General features: G+C 30.5%; 22 protein-coding genes. 11 read left to right on the top strand and 11 right to left on the bottom strand.

Annotated elements, in window-relative coordinates:
* Positions 1–78: 78 nt before the first annotated feature.
* From clpP to BA195_RS04800, 5 genes are all read right to left on the bottom strand, one after another.
* On the bottom strand, positions 79–738 hold the full coding sequence (clpP, locus tag BA195_RS04820; RefSeq protein WP_068702971.1) for an ATP-dependent Clp endopeptidase proteolytic subunit ClpP: 660 nt from the start codon (positions 736–738) through the stop codon (positions 79–81).
* A 188-nt stretch (positions 739–926) separates the two neighbouring features.
* Positions 927–2249 (bottom strand): trigger factor, encoded by a 1323-nt coding sequence (tig, locus tag BA195_RS04815; RefSeq protein WP_068702969.1) that lies wholly within the window; start codon positions 2247–2249, stop codon positions 927–929.
* A gap of 148 nt (positions 2250–2397) precedes the next feature.
* On the bottom strand, positions 2398–2748 hold the full coding sequence (locus BA195_RS04810; RefSeq protein ID WP_068702967.1) for a phage holin family protein: 351 nt from the start codon (positions 2746–2748) through the stop codon (positions 2398–2400).
* 167 nt (positions 2749–2915) lie between these two features.
* Complete coding sequence (locus BA195_RS04805; protein WP_068702965.1) at positions 2916–3683, bottom strand: alpha/beta fold hydrolase; 768 nt, start codon at positions 3681–3683, stop codon at positions 2916–2918.
* Between the two features lies 1 nt (position 3684).
* Complete coding sequence (locus tag BA195_RS04800) at positions 3685–4398, bottom strand: pyridoxine 5'-phosphate synthase (RefSeq protein ID WP_068702963.1); 714 nt, start codon at positions 4396–4398, stop codon at positions 3685–3687.
* A gap of 60 nt (positions 4399–4458) precedes the next feature.
* Here BA195_RS04800 and BA195_RS04795 point away from each other — a divergent pair, with 60 nt between their 5' ends.
* The 8 genes from BA195_RS04795 to murI all read left to right on the top strand — a co-directional run bounded on the left by BA195_RS04795 (position 4459) and on the right by murI (position 12402).
* Positions 4459–5118 (top strand): CBS domain-containing protein, encoded by a 660-nt coding sequence (locus BA195_RS04795; protein WP_068702961.1) that lies wholly within the window; start codon positions 4459–4461, stop codon positions 5116–5118.
* A gap of 34 nt (positions 5119–5152) precedes the next feature.
* Positions 5153–6049 carry an NAD kinase gene (locus tag BA195_RS04790; RefSeq protein WP_068702960.1) on the top strand — a complete coding sequence of 299 codons (897 nt, stop codon included), beginning with the start codon at positions 5153–5155 and terminating at the stop codon, positions 6047–6049.
* Between the two features lie 107 nt (positions 6050–6156).
* Complete coding sequence (porG, locus tag BA195_RS04785) at positions 6157–6837, top strand: type IX secretion system protein PorG (protein ID WP_068702959.1); 681 nt, start codon at positions 6157–6159, stop codon at positions 6835–6837.
* Between the two features lies 1 nt (position 6838).
* On the top strand, positions 6839–7594 hold the full coding sequence (locus BA195_RS04780; RefSeq protein WP_068702958.1) for an isoprenyl transferase: 756 nt from the start codon (positions 6839–6841) through the stop codon (positions 7592–7594).
* On the top strand, positions 7584–10133 hold the full coding sequence (bamA, locus tag BA195_RS04775) for an outer membrane protein assembly factor BamA (protein WP_420882847.1): 2550 nt from the start codon (positions 7584–7586) through the stop codon (positions 10131–10133). The genes BA195_RS04780 and bamA overlap by 11 nt, the downstream gene beginning before the upstream one ends.
* Positions 10134–10196: 63 nt before the next feature.
* A complete protein-coding gene (locus BA195_RS04770; protein ID WP_068702956.1) occupies positions 10197–10994 on the top strand; it encodes an OmpH/Skp family outer membrane protein in 798 nt (265 codons plus the stop codon).
* A gap of 37 nt (positions 10995–11031) precedes the next feature.
* Positions 11032–11541 carry an OmpH/Skp family outer membrane protein gene (locus BA195_RS04765; protein WP_068702952.1) on the top strand — a complete coding sequence of 170 codons (510 nt, stop codon included), beginning with the start codon at positions 11032–11034 and terminating at the stop codon, positions 11539–11541.
* Between the two features lie 66 nt (positions 11542–11607).
* Positions 11608–12402, top strand: coding sequence for a glutamate racemase (gene murI / locus BA195_RS04760; RefSeq protein WP_068702946.1), 795 nt, complete (start codon positions 11608–11610; stop codon positions 12400–12402).
* On the opposite strand, the gene BA195_RS04755 is transcribed toward murI, so the two are convergent.
* The 3 genes from BA195_RS04755 to BA195_RS04745 form a co-directional block, all read right to left on the bottom strand.
* Positions 12399–13364, bottom strand: coding sequence for a PorP/SprF family type IX secretion system membrane protein (locus BA195_RS04755; protein WP_068702944.1), 966 nt, complete (start codon positions 13362–13364; stop codon positions 12399–12401). The two genes, murI and BA195_RS04755, sit on opposite strands and share 4 nt — an antisense overlap.
* Positions 13365–13459: 95 nt before the next feature.
* On the bottom strand, positions 13460–14299 hold the full coding sequence (locus BA195_RS04750; protein WP_068702939.1) for an AraC family transcriptional regulator: 840 nt from the start codon (positions 14297–14299) through the stop codon (positions 13460–13462).
* 227 nt (positions 14300–14526) lie between these two features.
* A complete protein-coding gene (locus BA195_RS04745; RefSeq protein ID WP_218059519.1) occupies positions 14527–15495 on the bottom strand; it encodes a dihydrodipicolinate synthase family protein in 969 nt (322 codons plus the stop codon).
* A 329-nt stretch (positions 15496–15824) separates the two neighbouring features.
* Here BA195_RS04745 and BA195_RS04740 point away from each other — a divergent pair, with 329 nt between their 5' ends.
* From BA195_RS04740 to BA195_RS04730, 3 genes are all read left to right on the top strand, one after another.
* Positions 15825–17411, top strand: a complete 1587-nt coding sequence (locus BA195_RS04740; protein ID WP_068702938.1) for an aldehyde dehydrogenase (NADP(+)) — start codon at positions 15825–15827, stop codon at positions 17409–17411.
* Between the two features lie 157 nt (positions 17412–17568).
* Entirely contained in the window at positions 17569–18576 is a 1008-nt protein-coding gene (locus BA195_RS04735) for a 4-hydroxyproline epimerase (protein WP_068702935.1), read from the top strand.
* A 10-nt stretch (positions 18577–18586) separates the two neighbouring features.
* Positions 18587–19834, top strand: coding sequence for an NAD(P)/FAD-dependent oxidoreductase (locus BA195_RS04730; protein ID WP_068702933.1), 1248 nt, complete (start codon positions 18587–18589; stop codon positions 19832–19834).
* 48 nt (positions 19835–19882) lie between these two features.
* Here BA195_RS04730 and BA195_RS04725 read toward each other — a convergent pair whose 3' ends face one another.
* The 3 genes from BA195_RS04725 to BA195_RS04715 all read right to left on the bottom strand — a co-directional run bounded on the left by BA195_RS04725 (position 19883) and on the right by BA195_RS04715 (position 23830).
* Positions 19883–20980 (bottom strand): alanine racemase, encoded by a 1098-nt coding sequence (locus tag BA195_RS04725; RefSeq protein WP_068702931.1) that lies wholly within the window; start codon positions 20978–20980, stop codon positions 19883–19885.
* Between the two features lie 31 nt (positions 20981–21011).
* A complete protein-coding gene (locus tag BA195_RS04720) occupies positions 21012–21449 on the bottom strand; it encodes a GNAT family N-acetyltransferase (RefSeq protein ID WP_068702926.1) in 438 nt (145 codons plus the stop codon).
* A gap of 404 nt (positions 21450–21853) precedes the next feature.
* Positions 21854–23830: a protein-disulfide reductase DsbD family protein gene (locus BA195_RS04715; protein ID WP_068702925.1), complete on the bottom strand. Its 1977-nt coding sequence runs from the start codon at positions 23828–23830 to the stop codon at positions 21854–21856.
* Positions 23831–23841 lie beyond the last annotated feature (11 nt).

Below are 23841 nucleotides of genomic sequence, written 5' to 3'. Positions count from 1 at the left end.
TTGGCTTTAGGCCTTTGGCTAAAAAGCACACTCTTAATTAACAGCGTGTGTTTTTAACGTAAGCTTAAGGCAAGTATTTTATTTTCTTGTTAAAATTTCATCAACCATTCCGTACTCTTTTGCTTCGTCGGCTTTCATCCAATAATCACGATCAGAATCGGCATGTACTTTATCAAAAGGTTGCCCTGAATGATTTGCTATAATATTGTATAATTCGGTTTTTAATTTTCCGATTTCTTTTACAGTAATTTCCATATCAGATGCTTGTCCTTGTGCGCCTCCTAATGGTTGGTGAATCATGATACGTGAATGTGGTAAAGCAGATCGTTTTCCTTTTTCGCCAGCACACATTAATACAGCTCCCATTGATGCTGCCATACCTGTACAAATTGTTGCTACATCTGGCTTAATAAATTGCATGGTATCATAAATACCTAAACCAGCATATACTCCACCTCCTGGTGAATTGATGTAAATTGAAATATCTTTATTAGCGTCTACACTTTCTAAAAATAATAATTGTGCTTGAATTACATTAGCTACTTGATCGTTAATACCAGTACCTAAAAAGATAATTCTATCCATCATTAAACGAGAAAAAACATCCATTTGTGTAATATTCATTTGACGTTCTTCCATTATATATGGCGTTAAACTACTGGTTACTTTACCTAAATATGTACTGTTTATTCCGTGGTGCTTTGTTGCGTATTTTTCAAATTCTTTTCCGTAATCCATTCTAAAAATGTTTTTGGGGTTATAAAGTTGTAAATATAAGAACTATTTAGTTAGTATTTTACTACTGTTTATGGCTAAAAAAACCTGAATTTACATTCAGGTTTCTTATGTTTTTTTGTCTTTACGAAGGGCTAATTAAAACAATTTAGTTTTTAATAAACAGGTTGTTTTACTCTTCGCAATGACATTTATTTATATACTTCTTTGATGAAATCTTCGTACGAAAGCTCTTTCGAATCGAAACTCATGTTTTCTTTATAAAAAGCTAATAATTTTTGGCTAATTAATTGCGATTGTAATTTTTGAGCTTCTTCTTGATTTTGTAACACTCTACCAGCAATATCGTCTAATTCTTTTTCTTCTGGGTTCATGTTACCAAATTGTGCCATTTGCGAACGGATAAATCCTTTTGCATAGTCTACCAATTCTTTATAATCTAATTTGATATCGTTATCCTTCATAACCTTTCCTTCGATTAATTGGTAACGTAGTCCTTTTTCAGATTTGTTATACTCTTCAACAGCTTCTTCAGCAGTTAACTGTTTTTCACCAGCAGTTTGTAACCACTTTTGTAAAAACTCAACAGGTAAATCAAACTTTGTATTTTCTACTAAGCTTTCAGTAATTGCGTTTAACAATTGCTGATCTGCTTGTTGTTGAAATTGCTTTTCAGCATCTTCTTTAATTTTATCTTTTAAATCAGAAACTGTGCTTACACTTCCGTCAGCAAATAACTTATCAAATAATTCTTTATCTAATTCTGCTGCTTCTGTTTCAGTAATTTCTTCAATAGTAAAAGTTACAGGAACATCTAATTCGTGAACATCATCATGAGAAACTCCTAAAGCTCCTTGTAATTTATGTTCGTCTTCAAATAAGTTTTTAGTTTTTAATTCTAAAACATCACCAACTTTGGCACCAACAAACTTTTTTAAGTTTGTTTTTCCTTTAATATCTTTTACAGAAACAGTTGATTTCTTATTGATTTCTTTCTCTTCGTTTATAAATGTACCTGTTACGTTTGCTGTTTCAGTAGCTTCTTCTTTAGCTATCATTTTACCGTAACGAGTTTGAATATTCTCAACCTCTTTGTCTAATAACTCATCAGTAGCAACGATGTTATATTGGGTAACTTTATTTTTAGGCTTTAAGTTTACATCAAACTCAGGGGCTAATCCTAATTCGAATTCAAAAGAAAACTTTTCAGCATCCCAATTAAAATCGTCTTGAACTCTTGGTAACGGGTTTCCTAAAATATCTAATTTTTCTTCTGTTAAATATTTATTTAATGATTCTTGTAAAAGCTTATTTACTTCATCAATCATTATTGATTTTCCGTATTGCTTTTTTACCATTCCCATTGGCACTTGACCTTTTCTAAATCCTGGAATGTTTGCTGTTTTACGGTAATCGTTTAATTGCTTTGTTACTTTAGCTTGATAATCTTCAGCAACTATATCAACTTTTACAACTGCATTTAACGCATCTACGTTTTCTTTTGTAATATTCATCTTAAAATAAGTTTCTTTAAAATCGGGTGCAAAATTACTATTTTATTTTTTTAGAAACAAGCTATTTGCTACTAAGAACAAACACTGTTTTTAATCTTTTATATACTGATAATCAAATTATTATTTACGCTTGCTTTTAACTGAATTTTTACGCTTTTCTTTCTTCATCTAACAACGAAAATAAGAACGACCTAAATACTGACAATAATATACTAAACAAGAGCGCTGTAAAAAATCCATTTACAGCAAAACCTCCTACTAAGTTACTAGCAAACAAAATAATTACGGCGTTTATCACAAATAAAAACAACCCTAATGTTACAATGGTAGCCGGTAATGTAAAAAATACCAATAACGGACGCACAAACATATTTAATAACGAAATTACCACCGCTACAAGCATAGCTGTTACATAATTTGTTACTGTTACACCTGGCAAAATGCTTGCTAATATAATAACTGCTAGTGCTGTTAATAATAATTTTAAAAATAGTTTCATTACTTTTATTTTTTATAATCAAGTGCGATAATCATACCAAAATTAATAAACTGTAATTTTGGCAGTTATACTAAAATAAACTCAGCAATTAAATATTATTAAAGTAATCTCTTTTCCTATAACTAAAAACACTTGTTCTCTTATATTTACAAGCCTACTTTATTTTATTAGTTTAAAAAACTAATAACTTCATTATAAAAGCCCTTAGGATTTTCAGCATGCAGCCAATGCCCTGCGTTGGCTATTTTTTTTATGGTTGAATTCGGGAAATGAGCTTCAATAATTGGCGCTTCATTTGATGAAATATATCCTGAATTTTCACCTTTTAAAAACAAAGTCTCTCCTTCAAAAATGGTAAAAGATGGCAATGCAACGCCTACTTCATTATTATTTTCTGTTAAGGATGATAAATTAAATCGGAAAGCCAATTCAGTTTTTGTTTTTCTGTATACACTTTTCATCAAAAACTGACGTACACCAATTTCAGGGATCAAGGTTGCTAATTTTTCATCAATTAGTTTACGAGAGTTTTGAATCGTAAAATCAATCGAATTCAACGCATCTAAAATATCATGATGATGTGGTGGATACATTTTTGGTGAAATATCTGCAACCACTAACTTATCAACTAACTTAGGATATTCCGTAGCAAATAACATTACTGTTTTTCCTCCCATTGAATGCCCTAGTAAATTTACCTTTTCTAAATTATGATTCGTTATATAATTATACAAATCATCTACCATTAATTCATAATTAAATTCATCAGAATGAAAACTACGTCCATGATTACGTTGATCTATTAAATGCACTTCAAACCCGTCTTTAGCAAGTTGATTGGCATGAGTTTTCCAATTATCACCCATTCCAAAATACCCGTGCAAAATCAATAATGGATTTCCTGCTCCTAAAATTTTTGAATGTAAAATTTGCATCTTATTGTAATCTATGTAAATACATATTCACTACATTTTCTAACCCTAAATATAAAGCTTCAGAAATAAGTGCATGCCCTATTGAAACCTCAGCTAAATTTGGAATATTATGTTTGAAAAATTTAATATTTTCTAAACTTAAATCATGCCCTGCATTGACTCCTAATCCTAAATCGTGCGCTAAAACTGCAGCATCGACATATTGTTTTATTGCATTTTTATTTCCTAAATCATATTGCGTTGCAAAAGCTTCGGTATATAATTCAATACGGTCTGCTCCTGTTTTTGCTGCCGCTTCAATCAAGTTTAAATCCGTGTCAATAAAAATTGACGTTCTTATTCCTGCGTTTTTAAACTCAGCAATTACCTCTTGTAAATAAGATTGGTTTTTTATCGTATCCCAACCTGCGTTTGAAGTAAGTTGCGATACACTATCGGGCACTAAAGTTACTTGTGTTGGCTTAATTTCTAAAACCATTTTAGTAAATTTATCAATCGGGTTCCCTTCAATATTATATTCGGTAGTTACTAATGATTTTAAATCATACGCGTCTTGATAACGAATATGACGCTCATCTGGTCGTGGATGAATTGTTATTCCCTCTGCACCAAACTCTTGAATATCTTTAGCTACTTTTAATAAATTAGGTGTATCTCCACCTCTAGAATTACGTAATGTTGCAATTTTATTAATATTTACACTTAACTTTGTCATGTCATTAAAATTAAACCACAAAGGTAAATCATTAAAACATTTTAAACTATATTCGTAATAATGAATATCAACGACTTTATATTAGACGAAATAAAAGCACTTACTTCAAAAAACACTGTAAAATGTGCTCAGAAAATATGTAAAAATCTGCCGATAACCCATATTCCGATTATTGATGATGGAAAACTAATTGGCTGTCTACCAGAAAGTGATATTCAAACCATTGAAAACAAAGATCAAGAACTTAGTGAATATTCTTATTTATTTGATCATTTTCACACCAATGAAGAAGCTACTTTATTAGATTTAATTGTGCTTTTTGCAGACAATGATTGTAATTTAATTCCTGTTTTAAACAAAGAAATGAATTACGTAGGTTATTATGAGTTAAGTGATATTTTGGATGCTTTTGCCGACAGTCCTTTTTTACACAACGAAAGTGAAACTTTAATCGTTAATAAAAACAAAAACGATTATTCAATGAGTCAGATTGCACAAATAGTTGAAACAACTAATGGCAAGCTACTTGGTTTTTATATTTCATCTGAAAATCAAGACAATATTCAAATCACTTTAAAAATAATTACTGATGAAATAAATGAAATTATTCAAACTTTTAGAAGATATGACTATAATGTAATTACGCAACATAAAGATGATTTTTACCTAGAAGAATTAAAGGACAGAGCCTCTTATTTGAAAAAATATTTAGACATGTAAGTTTTACATATCTTTTAACAAAACATTATTACAAGTGAAAAAAGTAGCTATTTACGGTCAAACTTATACAATATCAGCAGAAAAAGAAATTAAAATCTTACTCGCTGTTTTAGAAAAAAACAATATTGTTGTTTTTTTTGAAAAAGATTTCTACGACCTACTTACTAACAACAACATTATAACCAAAAAACACCCTACTTACACTCACTTTAAAGAGCTTTCTAATTCATTTGACGCCATGTTTTCAATGGGTGGTGATGGTACAATTTTAAGAGCTGTTACCTATATTAGAGATTTAAATATTCCTGTTTTAGGAATCAATACAGGAAGATTAGGTTTTTTAGCAACCGTTCAAAAAGACCAAATAGAAGAATCGGTTGACTTATTACTGGCAAACAAGTATTCTATTCAAGAAAGGTCTTTATTACAAATAACAACAACACCACAAGCTAAAGAGTTTGCAGAATTAGACTTTGCTTTAAATGAAATAACAATTGCTCGTAGAAATACGACTTCGATGATTGGAGTAAAAACATATTTAAATAAAGAATACTTAACAAACTACTGGGCAGATGGACTTATTGTATCCACCCCAACAGGTTCTACCGGATATTCGCTAAGTTGTAACGGACCAGTGATTTTACCAGATTCTAAAAGCCTTGTAATTACTCCTATTGCGCCACACAACTTAAACGCAAGACCCATGGTAATTCCTGACAACACTTTAATTCAATTAGAAGTTAGCGCCCGCGAAAAAGATTTTTTAATATCATTAGACTCTCGTATTACAACAGTTTCAGAAGGAACAAAAATTAAAATACAAAAAGCTAATTTTTCTATAAAAAGCATCTTATTACAAAATCAATCCCATTTAAAAACATTGCGCGAAAAGTTATTATGGGGAGAAGATACTCGTAATGAGTCTTCATAATTATAACTATTCACAATAAAATCAATAAAAAAAAGTTAATCAAAAAGACAGATTATTAACTTTTTAAAGCAAATTCATTTCCCTATATTTGCACGCTATTTTTCAACATGAAGAAATATTTTTTATTCATACTACTTGCTATTACAGCAATTACATTACAATCACAAACTCACGAAGTAGGTGTATTTCTAGGCGGATCTAATTACGTAGGTGATATAGGTAGAACAAACTACATATACCCCAATAAAGTAGGTGCAGGATTAATTTATAAATATAATTTAAACCCTAGAATAGCTTTACGAGGTACTTACACATATATTCCTGTTTCAGGAAACGATAAAGATGCAGAAAACTTATTTCGTAAAAATAGAGGAATACAATTCTCTAACAATATACATGAATTTGCCGCTGGTATAGAATTTAACTTTTTTGATTATAATATCAGTAATTACAACACCACTTTTACACCTTATTTATTAGCAGAAATTGCGGTATTTAACTACAGTAGCCCTATTGAAAGAACATCACCAACGACAATTCGTTTAAAAAATAAATTTTCATATTCATTACCCGTAGGTATTGGAATTAAAGGAAGATTAGACGATCATTTTGCTATTGCTTTAGAAACTGGAGTTCGATTTACTTTAGTAGATGATATTGATTTTACAACAAAGAAAATAAATAGTTTAAATTTTGGAGGTACAGGAAACGACTGGTATATGTTTACAGGAGTTTCTATTGTTTATTCCTTCGGAAGACCACCTTGTTACAAAGGATTAGCAGAATAATATGACGGAACAACAACATCGTATTAATTTACAAAAAGTACCAAATCACATTGCTGTTATTATGGATGGTAATGGCAGATGGGCTAAAGGAAAAGGAATGCAACGTGTTTTTGGGCACCGAAACGCTTTAACTGCTATTCGCGAAACTGCTGACGCGGCCTCTGAAATAGGTGTTAAAAACCTTACACTTTATGCTTTTTCAACAGAAAACTGGAACAGACCAAAATTAGAAGTAGATGCTTTAATGACCCTATTGGTTAACACTTTAAAAAAAGAATTACCAGATTTTCAACGTAAAAACGTAAAAGTAAATGCTATTGGTAATATCAATAGCCTACCTAGTAATGCTCAAAAAATACTAACAAAAGTAATTACAGAAACTAAAAACAATACAAAAATTACTTTAACCTTTGCTTTAAGCTATGGTTCAAGAGAAGAAATTGTTAATACAATCAAAAACATATCTAAAAAAGTTGTTAATAACGAACTAGATATTGAAAAAATAGATGAAAAAATTATAAATAACCATTTATATACGTTTAATTTGCCCGACGTTGATTTAATGATACGTACAAGTGGGGAACAAAGAATTAGTAATTTTTTACTTTGGCAAATTGCATATGCCGAACTATATTTTACCGAAACCCTATGGCCCGACTTTAGAAAGGAACACCTTTTTGAGGCTGTAATAGATTATCAAAATAGAGAGAGAAGATTTGGAAAAACAAGTGAACAGATTGAGACCAATGATGAATAAATATTCTTATATAGTAGTATTTTTAATCGCTTTTTTATCAGCGAAAACACAAGCACAAAACACAATAGTTAAAGATAGTACTGCTAACAGCAATATTATTTCCTACAAAAAAGGGGAGCAATATATTCTAGGAGGTATTACTGTTACAGGTTTACAAAAATTCAGTGAACAAACCATAAGAGTTTATACTGGCTTGATTGATGGACAGCCTATAAAACTTCCAGGAGATAAACTTACTAGTGCTATAAAAAAGCTTTATGAAAGTAAACAATTTAGTGATGTAGATGTTTATTTATCAAAAAAAGATGGAGAAACTGTTTATCTTTTATTTGATGTTACAGAATTACCTCAGTTAACCGATATATCAATTTCAGGTGTTAGCAAATCTAAAGCAAGAGATTTAAAAAAAGAAACTGAGCTAAAAAAAGGTGTTATGGTTACCGATAACCTAATTATAACTACCAGAAACTTTATTAAGAAAAAATACACCGACAAAGGTTTTTTAAAAACAAAAGTATCTTTAACAACTAAAAAAGATACTACTGACATTAACACCGTTAGTATGAATATTTTTATTGATAAAGGGAGACGTATAAAAATTAAAGAAATTAACTTTATTGGCAACCAAGCAATGTCTAACAGTGCTTTACGTGGGTTAATGAAAAACACTAAACGTAAAGTTTTAGGTCGTTTTTGGAAATCATCAAAATATGTGTTAGATGACTACAAGGCAGACTTAGAAAGTATACTTGAAAAATACAGTGAAACAGGATATAGAGACGCACGTATTATATCTGACAATTTAACATGGAATGATGATAACACCATTAATCTAGAAATAGCATTAGAGGAAGGTCGCCAATACCGTTTCAAAGAAATTAAATTCATAGGTAACAAAGAATATTCTAATGAATTTTTACACAGCTTGTTACGTATTGAAAAAGGTGATATCTATAACGGTAAAGTTTTAAAAGAACGTATTTCAGGTGATGGAACTCCTGATTCTCAAGATATTCAAACCTTATACCATAACAATGGATACTTATTTTCTCAAATAAACGCAATTGAAACAAAAGTTAGTAATGATTCTATTACTGTTGAGGTTCGTATACGTGAAGATGAGCAAGCTACCATAAAGAAGGTAAGCGTAGCAGGTAACGATAAAACAAATGACCATGTTATTTATAGAGAATTACGTGTAAAACCAGGAGATTTATTTAGCCGTCAAAACATCATTCGTTCTATACGTGAAATTGGGCAATTAGGTTTTTTTGATGCAAATGTAACCCCTGATGTAAAGCCAAATTATCAAAATAAAACAGCTGACATTGAATTCTCTGTTGCTGAAAAAGGTGGTAGTCAAATAGAACTACAAGGTGGTTATGGTGGTGGATCTTTTATAGGTACACTAGGGTTATCTTTTAATAATTTTTCTATTAGAAATATCTTTAACAAAGAAGCTTATAAACCATTACCTATGGGAGATGGACAAAAGTTATCACTTCGTTTACAAACTAGTAGAACTTACAATACCTATAGCTTTTCTTTTACAGAACCATGGTTAGGGGGTAAAAAACCACAATCATTATCTTTTTCTGTATACTTATCAAATCAATATAGATACGACTACAATACAAACTCTGTTGATAAAAATCAAAGCTTAAGTATTATTGGAGCATCTGTAGGCTTAGGTAAACGTTTAACTTGGCCAGATGATTACTTTTCATTGTCACAAACTATAAGTTATCAAAGAATAGACTTACAAAACTATGGCTACAGAGTAGGCTCATCTAATGATGTTATTAGTGATGGTAACTTAAATAATCTAGCCTATACAGTTGCTTTCGGGCGAAATTCTGCGGGACCTACTTTAATTTTCCCAACCTATGGTTCAGACTTTTCACTAAGTGCTAAAGCTACATTTCCATACTCTTTGGTTAATGGAAAAGATTATACAGAACCTGATTTCCCTACAGATGATGAAAGACAAGCTTATTTGTCTGATAAATATAAATGGCTAGAATACTACAAAATTACTGCGAAAGGTAAATGGTATACATCATTAGCTAATAAATTAGTGTTAATGTCTAATTTTGAAATGGGGTATTTAGGTTCTTACAATGACAAACTAGGCTTAACTCCTGTAGAAAGATATTTTGTAGGAGGTGATGGTATAGCACAAGGACAACTAGATGGTCGTGAAACAATCGGTTTAAGAGGATATGAAAACAATAGAATATCATCTATTGACGGAGGTTCTATTTACAATAAATTTCAAATGGAATTACGTTATTCTATAACTGATAAACCTTCTGCATCAATATATACTTTAGGATTTTTAGAAGCAGGAAACTCTTATGACAATTTTAGTGATTTTAATCCGTTTAAATTAAAACGTTCGGCTGGTATGGGTATTCGTATTTTTATGCCTGCCTTTGGTTTATTAGGTATTGATTTTGCTCATGGGTTTGATCCACTACCTGGATCAACTGAAAAGTCTGGTTGGCAAACACATTTTATTATTGGAAGACAGTTCTAAAACCTTACATTTGTAACGCTTGTAGTTTTTTGGCACGGTTTTTTCTAAATACATTTTATCAAGATGAAAAAAAACATTTTAGCACTCGTTCTTTTACTTATTACCAGTATCACTCTAGCACAAAAAGGGCAACGTATAGCATATATTGATATGGAGTACATTCTTCAAAATATTCCAGAATATTTGGAAGCACAAAACTCATTAGATGCAAAAGTTGAAAAATGGAGAACAAAATTAGACAAAGAAGCTAGGGCTATAGAAGTTTTAAAAACTGACTTAACAAATGAAAAGGCTATTTTAACAAAAGATTTAATTGATGAACGCGAAGAAGACATCACAATTAAACATGAATCTTTACGCAGATTAGAATCATTATATTTTGGTCCTAAAGGGGATATGTATAATTTAAGAAAACAATTAATTAAACCTATTCAAGATCAAGTTTTTAACGCCGTACAAACAATTGCCGCTAGAAAAAAATATGATTTCGTATTTGACAAGTCAGGTGAATTAGTTATGCTATATTCAAACAAAAAACACGATATTAGCGACCTTATTGTTAAAATGATTAATATTGATCAGAAAAAACAAGAAAAGAAAGATAAAATAGCAGCTAAAAAAGAGTTACTTAAAAATGAAAGTTTAACTGATGAGCAAAAAGATAAAATAGCTAAAAAGAAAGCACTTAGATCTAAAAAAGAAGCAGACCGGTTAGCTAAAATAAAACTCATCGAAGAAAAAAGACAAGCTAAATTAAAACTGAGAGCTGATAAGAGAAGGTTGCTGAAACAGAAAAAGGATGCATTAAAAAAAGCACAAGAAGAGGTTAAAAAGAAAGCAACAACAGAAGAGAATAAATAAATCAAGAATAAAGAACATAAATTAAATTAAAACAAAGATGAAACATTTAAAAACGTTAGTATTAGTTGCAATTTTCACAATTGGATTAGGTGGTGTGGCAAATGCACAAAAAACTGCACATATAAATACAGATAAATTATTATCTGAAATGCCTGCAACTAAAGCAATGAAAGCTGAGTTAGAAAAATTAAACAAAACTTATCGTGATGATATTGAAGCGATGGTAAAGAAAGTACAGGCTAAAATTAAAAAATATGAAGCAGAAGCTAAAAGCCAAACACAAGAAGTAAACCAAAAAAGAGCTGTTGAAATTCAACAAGACAGACAAAGAATTGGTCAGGCTGAGCAATCTGCTAGTCAAGAAATGCAAAAGAAATACCAAGAAAAAACAATTCCTATTTTAAAGAAAGCTGAACAAGCAATTAAAGATGTTGCTGCTGCTAAAGGAATTATCTATGTATTTGATGCTGCACCTGGTAAAGGATTAATCGTTTATGATAAAGGTGAAGATATTTACGATGCTGTAAAAGCAAAATTAGGCTTCTAAGAAACATTTAAAATATTTTATAAAAATCCTGCTGAATTCAGCAGGATTTTTATTTTTGTTATATCTATGATTACACAAAAGCAACAACCTATTGGCATTTTCGACTCTGGTATTGGAGGCACTTCTATTTGGAAAGAAATCCATGCTTTATTGCCAAATGAAAGCACCATATATTTATCAGATAGTAAAAATGCTCCTTACGGCCAAAAATCAAAACAGCAAATCCTTGATTTATCAATTAAAAACACAGAGTTTTTAATAAAAAAAGGTTGTAAACTAATTGTTGTTGCTTGTAATACTGCAACGACAAATGCTATTGATTATTTAAGAAAGAAATATTCTGTTCCAATTATTGGCATTGAGCCTGCAATTAAATCGGCATCCATACAAACAAAAACTGCTACTATAGGAATATTAGCTACTAAAGGCACACTTAATAGCGCTTTATTTGAAAAAACCTCTGCTTCTATTAACAATAAAATTACGATTGTTGAACAGGTTGGAAATGGCTTAGTTGAGTTGATTGAAAATGGAAAAATACACTCTTCTGAAATGACCACTTTATTAAATAAATATTTAAAGACTATGCTTTCATCAAAATGTGATTGTATTGTTTTAGGATGTACCCATTATCCGTATTTAATACCTCAAATAAAGAAAATTGTGGGAAATAATATAAAAATTATTGATTCAGGAGAAGCTGTAGCAAGACAAACTAAAAACGTTTTAAAGCAAAATAATCTTCTTGCCGCTGCCAATAAAAATGAATTTAACGTTTTTTACATTAACAAAAACAAAGATGTATTGCAGCATTTATTAAAAGACTATGATAAGGTTACCGTTGCTACTTTAGACTTTTAAAAACTTCCATTTATATTTGGACAAGCTGAAGCTCTACGTTTTCTACACAAAACATCAATACCAAATGATACTTGATGAAAACCTCCATTAGAAAAAACAACATCACCACTTTGTTGAGTGTAAGTATAAGCAAACATTAAATTTTTATAATTAACACCCACAATTGGTGTTATGTAATGTGCATCACCAAAAACACTACTATCTAAACTTCTTCTGTATGATAAAGCAGCCCATAATTGAGTGGTTTCAAATTGCTTGTATACTTTAAAATTTAAATCTGCAATTTTTTCGCCAGTTTGATCTTTATATTGTAACATAACTGATGGTTCGAACTGTAGTTTATCTGCATCACCAAAAAAGTATCCTCCTCCAACAATATAGTTTCTTAAATTATACGACTCAAAATCAGGGTTTAAATCATTTTTTGCAGAAAGCATGATATTTTTTATTGTAAAGTAAGATGAAAAACCTTTATAATGGTATGCCATACCAAAATCAGCATTAAAATAAAAATCGCTATTTATAATCTGACTAACAGTAGGATCATTGACGAAATTTCGTTGATCAACCTCATTTTGCACTATTGACATTGACAAACCAAATGATAATTGTTTAAATAAATTTTCATTCCCCATATCTATATGATAAGCATAAGTTCCTTGCAATCCTTTTTGAGAATGATATCCGTTTTTATCATTAAAAAGAACAAAACCGTAACCTGCATTAGAATTTTCATTAAACTTAGCATGAAAACTAGCCGTTTGTAGTGATGGTGCGTCCTTGACTCCAATCCATTGTTGACGGGCAGTTAAACGTAATTTCCCACAATCACCAATTCCTGCAGCAGTTGGATGTAACAAATAAACATTATCAGATAAATAATCTGCATAGATAGGTAATGTTTCTTGTGCATTAACTTTTGATATAAAAACGATAAAAAACAAGATAATAACTCTTTTCATATATTTTTTGATAAATAGCTGTCAAATATAACTAAGAGTAAATAAAAAAATACTTATTTATAAAAAAAATGCTCTTATTATTAATTTTTAATGTTTTAATAATTCAACCGATAATTAGATGGAGTTTTCCTTTTTAATTCTTTAAACTTTCTATTAAAATTAGAAATATTTTTAAATCCAGATTTCTCAGAAACTTCAATAATTGAATATTCTTTATTTTGCAGTAATTTACATGCCGTTTCAATTCTAAGTTCATTTAAAAAAGCAAAAAATGTTTTATTTGTTCTTTGTTTAAAATATCTACAAAAAGCATTAGAAGTCATATTTGCAATTTGTGCTATTTCATTCAATTCAATTTTTTTATTAAAATTAGCAAGAGTAAAGTCCATTATATCTCTCATTCTCTTTCCTTCATTGTCTGTATATTTTTTTTTGTAAACAAATGAAGAGAGATATTCAATTTCAGAATTTGAAATAACAGCTATCATCTTAATAAAAATAATAAACTTCACTAAATCCCTACTTTTTTGTAGTTCTAAAAAAAAATCTATTAATACTTTCTTATTATTTTTTACTCTAAAACTATTTTTACTATTGTCAAAAAAAGAAGTAAGCTCTTTAAAATCATCCAATTCAAAAAAGGTATCACCAAATGATTTCCTTGTAAAAAAAAGTGATATCATAAATGACTCTTGTACATTAGTTATATCACTTTTAAAAACATGTGGTTGATTACCTCCTATTACCAAAATATCACCTGTATTATATTCATTAACTGTATCGCCAACAATTAAAGTTCCTTCACCTTTTACAATATAACAAAGTTGAATTTCTTCATGCTGATGTAACTTATCATAAAAAAATCGTCCTTTATCTTCTTGATAAATTAATCCTAGATTTTTTACTTTTGGTATTTTAAATGGTAAAACTTTCATTAATATACTGTTAAATTAAAAACTCAAAACTATTCAAATAATACAATAATATTTTTCAACAAAAAAAGATAAGGTAGTATCACAAAAAGAAAGTTTTAATTAGAAAAATAATATAACTTTTTGTCATTAATCTATTCTCAATCTGCTCTCTTTTTATGATACTAAGCATTTGACCATAATAAAACTCAATAAAAAAAGAGTTTTTTTGACTACTTAAAAGAATTAACCTATATTAAGTCTAGAACCTCAAGTCTCTCTTTAGCTTGAATATATCTTACCTGAACATCATTAATTTGTTGCTGTGTTAACTTCGTACCTAATGTGTGAAGTCCTCCATCAGCATCATTATGATGAATTCCAAAAGCATATTTAAGATATTCCATAAGTAACGGCTGTGCATCAAGATATGAAATAGAATTCATTGCCTGAGAGATTTGATTTGCCTTAGCCCATTCTCCATTTACGATATATTCTTGCATAGTAACACTAGCCTTTGGGAAGATACAACCTACACCTGTAATTCCACCACATGCTCCAGCAAGTCCTGCATGTATAGTTACTGTATCGACTCCTGCTAAAACTTTTAATTCTTTATTCTTTAACATCAATGTTTCAATAATAGAAACATCTATAGTTGATATTTTAAGTGCAGTTACATTAGGGAGAACAGAAATTCGTAAAAGAAGATCCACTGAAAGCGCATGATATCCAGCTGCATCAGGATTGTTATAAGGCATAATGGTTATGCCTGCACCTCTTGCAGTTGCTTCAGCAAGTGCATAGTACTCATACATTTCTTCATCAGAAGGAACTGCTTTAGTTTTTGGAGGCATTACCATAACAGTATCCACTCCTACAGTAGCAAGACCTTCAACTATTTTAGCAAGTTCTTCTTTAGTTTCTGCTGCAGCTCCACTAATTAATGGCACATTGTATTCTTTAGCAACCTCAGAAAGAGCTTTTAGTAAAGAAAGTCGCTGTTCTGAGCTCAAATAGCTGTTCTCACCTAAAGTACCAGAACCTACAAGTCCCCCCATTCTGCTTCCACCTTTTCCTTGAACCTTTAAAATGTCTGCTGCATATTTTTTTGTAGCATCCAAGTCTATTTCAAAATCGCCAGATTTTGACTCTTTCAACCATGTAAACACGGCCGGCATAACGCTATATCTCCAATCTGAATTATTTACTTTTATCATGTTTCTTATTGTCTAAAATTATATTAGTAAGTTTTTTGTAAAACTATATAAAATAACAACAAACACATACACTACTCACGCATAACGCGAATAAAATCATATAAATGGATAAAATAGTATCATAACAAGATAGAAAATAAACAAAAAAAATATTAAATCAATACTATTTTTGTATTCAAAAAGGTTAATTAATAACTTACTGATATAATAAACAAATTAATATCTTTATCAAAATTAGGCTTTTATGTATTTAAAATTGATGTTCTTTTTAAAGAAATAAGATCAATGTTACAAACCCGATTGGTATAGAATATAAATAAAGAATCACAATGATTACAGGAAAAAATTATATAGGAAATAGATTGTCTGGAAACGGAACGAAAACGCACAAAACAATAAATCCAAAGTTAAACATACAAAATCCTACCGCTTTTCACCAAGCTACTTTAGAAGAAGTAAATGAAGCTGTAATGTTAGCAGACAGTGCCTTTAAAACATATCGTAAAATACCAGGAAAGCAAAGAGCTGTTTTTTTAAATGCAATAGCTGATGAAATATTAGCTTTAGACTCAGAACTAACCGATATGTATATGTTAGAGTCTGGTTTACCTGAAGGAAGAGCACAAGGAGAAAGAGGTAGAACCATAGGTCAATTGAGAGCCTTTGCTGAATTAATTTTAAAAGATGAATGGAGAAGCATTACCATTGATGAAGCAATCCCTACAAGACAGCCATTACCTAAGTCAGATATTAGAAAAACGTCAATTCCTTTAGGCCCTGTTGTGGTGTTTGCAGCAAGTAACTTCCCTTTAGCTTTTTCAACTGCAGGAGGAGATACAGCAAGTGCATTAGCATCAGGTTGTCCTGTAATTGTAAAATCACACGCAATGCACTCAGGGACAGGAGAATTAGTAGCTTCAGCAATTATAAAAGCAGCAGAAAAAACAGGAATGCCAAATGGTGTATTTTCAAACATTACTGGAAGCGGAAGAATTGTTGGTAGTGCATTAGTAAAACACCCAAAAATAAAAGCTGTAGGGTTTACAGGAAGTATTGCTGGTGGTAGAGCACTATACAATTTAGGAGCTGAAAGATCTGAACCAATTCCGGTATTTGCTGAGATGGGAAGTATCAACCCTGTTGTAATAATGCCAAATGTAATTAAAAATAAATCTGCAGAAACAGCAGCTACTTATGCAGATTCAATAACTGTGGGAACAGGGCAATTTTGTACAAACCCAGGATTATTGTTAACTATAGCAGGGGAAAAAACAGATGCTTTTATTAAAGATTTAGCAGAAAAAACTATAGCAATTGCATCGCAATGTATGTTACATCCAAATATTAAAGATGCCTTTGTGTCAAACGGAGAAGTTGTCACTTCACAACCAGGTATAAAAATCGTTGAAAAAATTCAAGGAGATATTAATTCTAATTTTGCTGCTTCAACAATATGTGCAGTATCAGGAGCTGACTTTTTAGAAAACCCTAAAATGCAAACTGAAGTTTTTGGTCCTTTTTCTATAGTAGTAAAAGCAAAAGACCAATCAGAATTAATACAAATTATTAATCATTTAGAAGGGCAATTAACAGGTACTATTTTAGCAGAAAAAGAAGATTTTGCTAAACTTCCTGCCATAACTGATGCTTTACAAACTAAAGTTGGAAGAATTATTTTTAATGGAGTACCAACAGGTGTTGAAGTTTGTGAATCTATGACGCATGGTGGTCCTTATCCAGCATCATCAGATTCTAGATTTACAGCAGTTGGAACCGAATCAATTAAACGTTGGATTAGACCTTTTAGTTATCAAGATTGGCCAAACGAATTATTACCGGATGAACTAAAGAATGAAAATCCGTTAAATATTTCACGTAGGGTTAATAATGAACGTACAAAACAACAAATACTTTAACAAAAATTAACATTTTCTTTAGGTATTCAAAAAAACTAAATACTACTTTTGAATACGCTAAAGAGATTGAAAACAAAGCCAGCTTCGTTTTTCTTAATTAGAGAGATTTTGAAGGGTTTTTTCTAAGAAAGAATACAAGCTGGCGCTTCAATTTAGCATGAAAAAAACTTTCTTTTGCGTTGATGCGCATACCTGCGGAAACCCTGTAAGACTTGTTACTGGTGGTAGTCCCAATTTAATTGGAACTAATATGAGCCAAAAACGACAACATTTTTTAAACGAATATGATTGGATTCGTAAAGGATTAATGTTTGAACCTCGTGGACATGATATGATGAGTGGAGCAATGCTATTTCCTCCGCATAACTCTGATAATGATTTTGCTATTTTATTTATTGAAACTTCGGGATGTTTACCTATGTGCGGACACGGAACTATTGGTGCCGTTACTATTGCTATTGAAGAAGGCTTAATTACACCAAAAACTCCAGGAAAAATTAAAATGGAAGCCCCTGCTGGATTGGTTGAAATCGAATATCAACAAACAAATGAAAAAGTAGATTGGGTAAAACTTACAAACGTAAAAAGCTATTTAGCTGCTGAAAATTTAACTGTTAACTGCCCTGAATTAGGAGACATTACTTTTGATGTTGCCTATGGCGGTAATTATTATGCCATTATAGATCCTCAAAAAAACTTTAGTGGAGTTCATAATTTTTCAGCTTCAAAGATTATTCAATTTTCACAAGTTATTAGAAAAAATATCAATGAAAAATATCCTGATATGTTTATTCACCCTGAAAACGAAACTATTAGAGATGTAACACATCTGTTATGGACAGGAAATCCAATTGACGTAACATCATCTGGAAGAAATGCTGTTTTTTACGGTGATAAAGCTATTGACAGGAGTCCTTGTGGTACAGGTACCTCAGCTCGTTTAGCTCAATTATACGCAAAAGGAAAATTAAAGTTAGATGAACCTTTTATTCACGAAAGTTTTATTGGCAGCAAATTTATTGGTAAGGTAACAAAAGAAACTACTTTAAACGGAAAACCAGCAATTATACCAAGCATACAAGGCTGGGCAAAAGTATTTGGATATAATAACATAATTATTAATGATGAAGATGACCCGTATGCACATGGTTTTCAGGTAATTTAAAAATATTCCTATGTCTAAAAAAATATTAATTATTGGTGGCGGAATTATTGGTTTGTGTAGTGCTTATTATCTTCAAAAAAAAGGGCATAAAGTTACTGTAATCGAAAAAAATGATTTTTCATCTGGTGCTTCACACGTAAATGCGGGTATAATAACGCCTAGTCATATTATTTCTTTAGCAGCTCCAGGGATGATTAATAAGGGAATTAAATGGATGCTTAGTACCACAAGTCCGTTTTCAATAAAACCACGTCTAGATATCGACTTTTTAAAATGGTCGTTATTATTTAAAAAAGCATCAACTACTAAAAAAGTAACCTCATCTATTCCTGTTATAAAGAATATTAATCTATTTAGTAAAGCTTTATATGAAGAAATGAAGAATTCGAATGATTTTGATTTTTTTTACCAAAACAATGGTTTGCTGATGTATTACAAGACAGATAAAGCAGGAGAAGAAGAATGGAATACGGGAAAAGTTGCAATTGAAGAAGGCTTAAAGGTTGAACTTTTAACAAAACAAGAAGTTCAAAAATTAGAACCTAATGTGAATTTAAATATTAAGGGCGCAGTCTATTATCATTCTGATGCTCATATGACGCCAAATGATTTTATGCCTCAAATAAAAAAATATTTAATAAACAATGAAGTTACTTTTTTACAAAACGAAGAAGTACTCGATTTTAATACAGTTAAAAATAATGTAACTTCTATTAAAACAACCAAACAAGAGTTATTTGCTGATGAAATTATTATTGCTTCTGGCTCATGGTCACAAAAACTATTAAAAAAACTAAACACAACAATACCTATACAGGCTGGTAAAGGTTATAGAATTGATGTTAAAAAAGACACTGGTATTAAAATTCCAGCTATTTTAACTGAAGCAAAAGTTGCTGTTACACCAATGGATGGTTTTACTCGTTTTGCAGGAACTATGGAAATAGGCGGATTAAACAACCAAATAAATGCCACTCGCGTAAAAACTATTACAAAAGCAGGGGAAAACTATTATAAAGGTCTAGATATAAATCAACTCGAAATTGATAACGCTGATAGCGGATTGCGACCATGTTCTCCTGATGGATTACCCTATATTGGTCGTTTATCTAAAGTTAAAAATATTACTATTGCAACCGGGCATGCGATGATGGGCTGGAGCTTAGGACCTGCAACCGGAAAACTAGTTTCTGAAATTATATCTGAAGAAAAAACTAGTTTAGATATTAGCCCTTTTAATCCGAATAGATATGATTAAATTTTCAAGAGAGATTATACTTCTCTCTTGAAAATAAATCGCAAAATCTTATAAGTATATTTTATCAATAAACTTAGAGCTTAACAACCTGGCGACTCCCATATAATTAAGTTTAAATTTAACCTTATCTCCTACTTTATATTTTATATTTCCTAAAGTATCTTTATTTGTACCAACATCAATAACCAACATGTCGGATGTTATTCCTACAAAAGAAATATCAGAATCATCTGTTTCTACATCCTCTTTGTTAACATCTAATAAACCAAAATCTAGTATCGCTTTGTAAGATGTTTCTTTTAGTTTTTTTTGATCATAATCTGTTGTATGCCCAATATTAGCTTCACTTATAATACCGTCTGGAACAATTTTTTTTTCTTCTAATTCAATAATATTTGCATAAAACTCAAAGGTTTCTGTAAATAAATTTTGAAACTGTTTATTTTCAAGAGGACTAATACCAAAAAAAGCAGCTTCTCCTATTCTAAAATGATTAATCTCTTTAGGAATCATTTTATTTTCAATTAGTGGTAATGTTATAGAGGTTCCTCCAGAAACATATTTTAATTCTTTATCAAACTTTGCGGAAATTAATTCTTTATATAATGATAATTGCAATAATTTGTCATACGTTGGCTCTACTCCATACATACAGCCTAAATTTGAACCTATACCGATAACTTCTATATTTGAAAGTTTAAAAACCTGTTCATAAAACCCTAAAATATCATCTCGCTTAACACCTTCACGAAGCTCCCCTAACTCAACCATAACAATTACTTTATGAGTTTTTTGCTTCTTTTTTGCAGCTTCGTTTAATTTTTTAATTGTTGATAAAGATGTATTTAAGGATATATCTGCATATTCGACAACATCATCGACATAAATATCTGCAGGTGGCTTAATATAAATAGTTTTTGCTTTAGAGTTTACTGTTCGTATGTTTCTTAGACTTGTTAATCTAGAATCTCCTACTGAATTTATTTTCTCAGTCACATCTGGGGTTAAAACTCTTTTTAAAAAAGTTTTATCTCCTGAAAACACTTTTGTAACCAAACTCCATTCTATATTATTTTTTTCAAAAAAGCTACTTAAACTTTTTATATTATGTTTTATCCTTTCTGAATGAATTATTAATTCTGCCATATTATTTAAAGGTTATATTGAGTGTTTTTACTTATCGTTTTAACCTCATTTCTAAATAAGGGGTTGTAAACCCTAATTTTTCATATAGAAATTTTGCAGGATTATCTTTTTCAACATGTAATGCTATATCTCCTTTGCAGTTATCTATAGCATATTTCATAATCTTTTTACCGATTCCTTTACCTCTATGCTCATTGTGAGTTGCTATGTAAACTAAAATGTTTTCAGGTATATACTCATCCATACCCGTTTTATTAACAACAACTGCTCCTACAATTATATTATCATTTTCAATAGTAAATACATAACCACCTAAACCTGTTCTCTCTTTGGCTGCGTAATCTATTGCTTTTTTTATTGCTGTTTTACTATCTCCATAATTTTCAAGGTGTTCGAATAAAAAATTGGTTACTTTTTCGATTTTTAAAGGTGTAATGCGATTAAACGCATCGTATGTTTTTAATATCATGTCTTTTATTTTAAGGTTGTATAATGAAACATACTATTTTAATTCATAAATGAAATAAAATAGAATGCATAATGGTTTGCATAAGGCATCAATCATACTGCTTTATAATTATAAAACAATATAAATTAAAAAATTACTTCTGGGTGATAGAGTATTTCTGTTAAAAAGAAGAAATGGGTGGTTTGTTTTCTTAAAAAAGAAAACAATTAAATATTATTATATCCCAGGCGGAATAAATTTATTTGATTGGTTACGAAAAACAAGGTAATTAAAAGTAAAAACTCTTTGATTTTTTTTCTCGTGTGTAGTATCTAACATATTGTGCAAAGGTATATTATTTTTAGAAAACTATATAATAAAGCACAAATAATAAAAAAGCCTCTCGTTATAGAGAAGCTTTTTTATTATTGTTTTTTAAAATTTGCAATTCCTTTTTCTAACCAATTGTAATATTCTGATGCATCTGGAGTGTAGGCAACGGGGTCAATTAAATTAGATTCATCATGTGCCATTAACACATAAAATGGTTGTGAATTTGCTTTATATTTTATAGTCTGCATTTCACTCCATTTTTGTCCTATATATTTTAATTTCTTTCCTGGGTTTAATTTTGATTCAACAACTTCACCTTCTTTTAAAGCCCTTTTATCGTCAACATATAATGATATAAGTACTACTTTGTTTTTTAACACCTCTAAAACCTTAGGTTTAACCCAAACATTTTGCTCCATTTTTCGGCAATTTACACAAGCATGCCCTGTAAAATCTATCATTACTGGTTTCCCTACTTTTTTAGCATATGCTAATCCCTTGTCATAATCATGAAAAGAAATAATATCATGCGGAGGCATTAAATGTGCACCTTCAGGTAAACTATTATGTGTATTTGTATCGTTATTTGAAACTGTTACAGTGTTTTGTTTTGTAAAGCCTACCCCATAAGGAGATTCGCTATAATGTTGTGGTGGCGGAAAAGCCGAGATTAAATTTAAAGGTGCTCCCCACATACCAGGTAACATATAAATAGTAAATGATGCTACTATTAATCCTAAGCTTAATCTACCTACTGAAATATGGTTTTGCTGGCTATCATGTGGCAATTGAATTTTACCAAATAAGTATAATGCTAAAGCCCCGAAAATAGCTATCCAAATTGCAATAAATACTTCTCTTTCTAGTAGATGTAATTGCAATACTAAATCGGCATTCGATAAGAATTTAAAAGCTAAAGCTAATTCTAAAAATCCTAGTACAACTTTTACCGTGTTTAACCACCCTCCTGATTTTGGCAGTGAATTTAACCAACCCGGAAAAGCTGCAAACAATGCAAATGGTATTGCGATAGCTGAAGAGAAACCTAACATACCTACAATAGGCGCGATTCCCCCTTTTGAGGCTGCCTCTACTAACAATGTCCCTACAATTGGTCCAGTACAAGAAAATGATACAATTGCTAAGGCTAATGCCATAAAAAAGATTCCTAATAATCCACCTCTATCTGCTTGTGAATCTACTTTTGTAGCCCAAGAACTTGGCAATGTTATTTCGAAAGCTCCTAAAAAGGAAACTGCAAAAATTATTAAAATTAAAAAGAAGATAATGTTAAACCAAACATTTGTTGATAACGCATTTAAAACATCTGCACCAAAAATACCGGTAACTACGGTACCTAATAATACATATATTCCGATAATTGAAATCCCGTAAATAATTGCATTTTTTATTCCTTTAGCTTTACTTTTACTTTGTTTTGTAAAAAAGCTTACCGTCATCGGAATCATCGGAAAAACACACGGGGTTAATAAGGCGGCAAAACCTGATAAAAAAGCAATAAAAAAGATACTTAATAAACCTTTTTTATCATCCTTACCGTTTATTGTTGTCTTTATTTTAGTTGCATTTTTGTTTTTAATACTTGCTTTATTTAAAGCAAAAGTGAGTTCTATTTCTTTTGGAGGCAAGCACTGCTCTTCAGTACATGCAATAAACTCTACAAAAGCATCGACTTTTTGAATACTAGCATCTACCAAAGTTATTTCTTGTTCAAAAATCGCTTTATGAGCAAAAGATTTAATGTTCATTCCTGTTTCACTAAACAGTTTGGTAAACTTAATTTTTCCCTTAGGTTCTTTCGTATTTCCGACTATTGTAATTTTACCTCCAACATCATCATAAGTAAAAGTTGTTGGTATTGGTCCTCCTTTTGGTACTTGTTGAGAATATAAGCTCCAACCATTTTCAATAGTTGCTATTGTTATTAGTTTAAACTTAGAATCTGTTACTTTTTCAACTTTAGTTGTCCATTTAATTGGATTAAATATTTGACTTGTTGCTGATAAGCTTATCAATAAACAAAATAATAATATTCCTGTTTTTTTCATTTACTATTTCT

The sequence above is a fragment of the Tenacibaculum soleae genome, assembly GCF_001693415.1.
Taxonomy (GTDB): domain Bacteria; phylum Bacteroidota; class Bacteroidia; order Flavobacteriales; family Flavobacteriaceae; genus Polaribacter; species Polaribacter soleae.
Note: the sequence above shows the minus strand (reverse complement) of the source record. Positions and strands in the feature narration are given on the sequence as shown.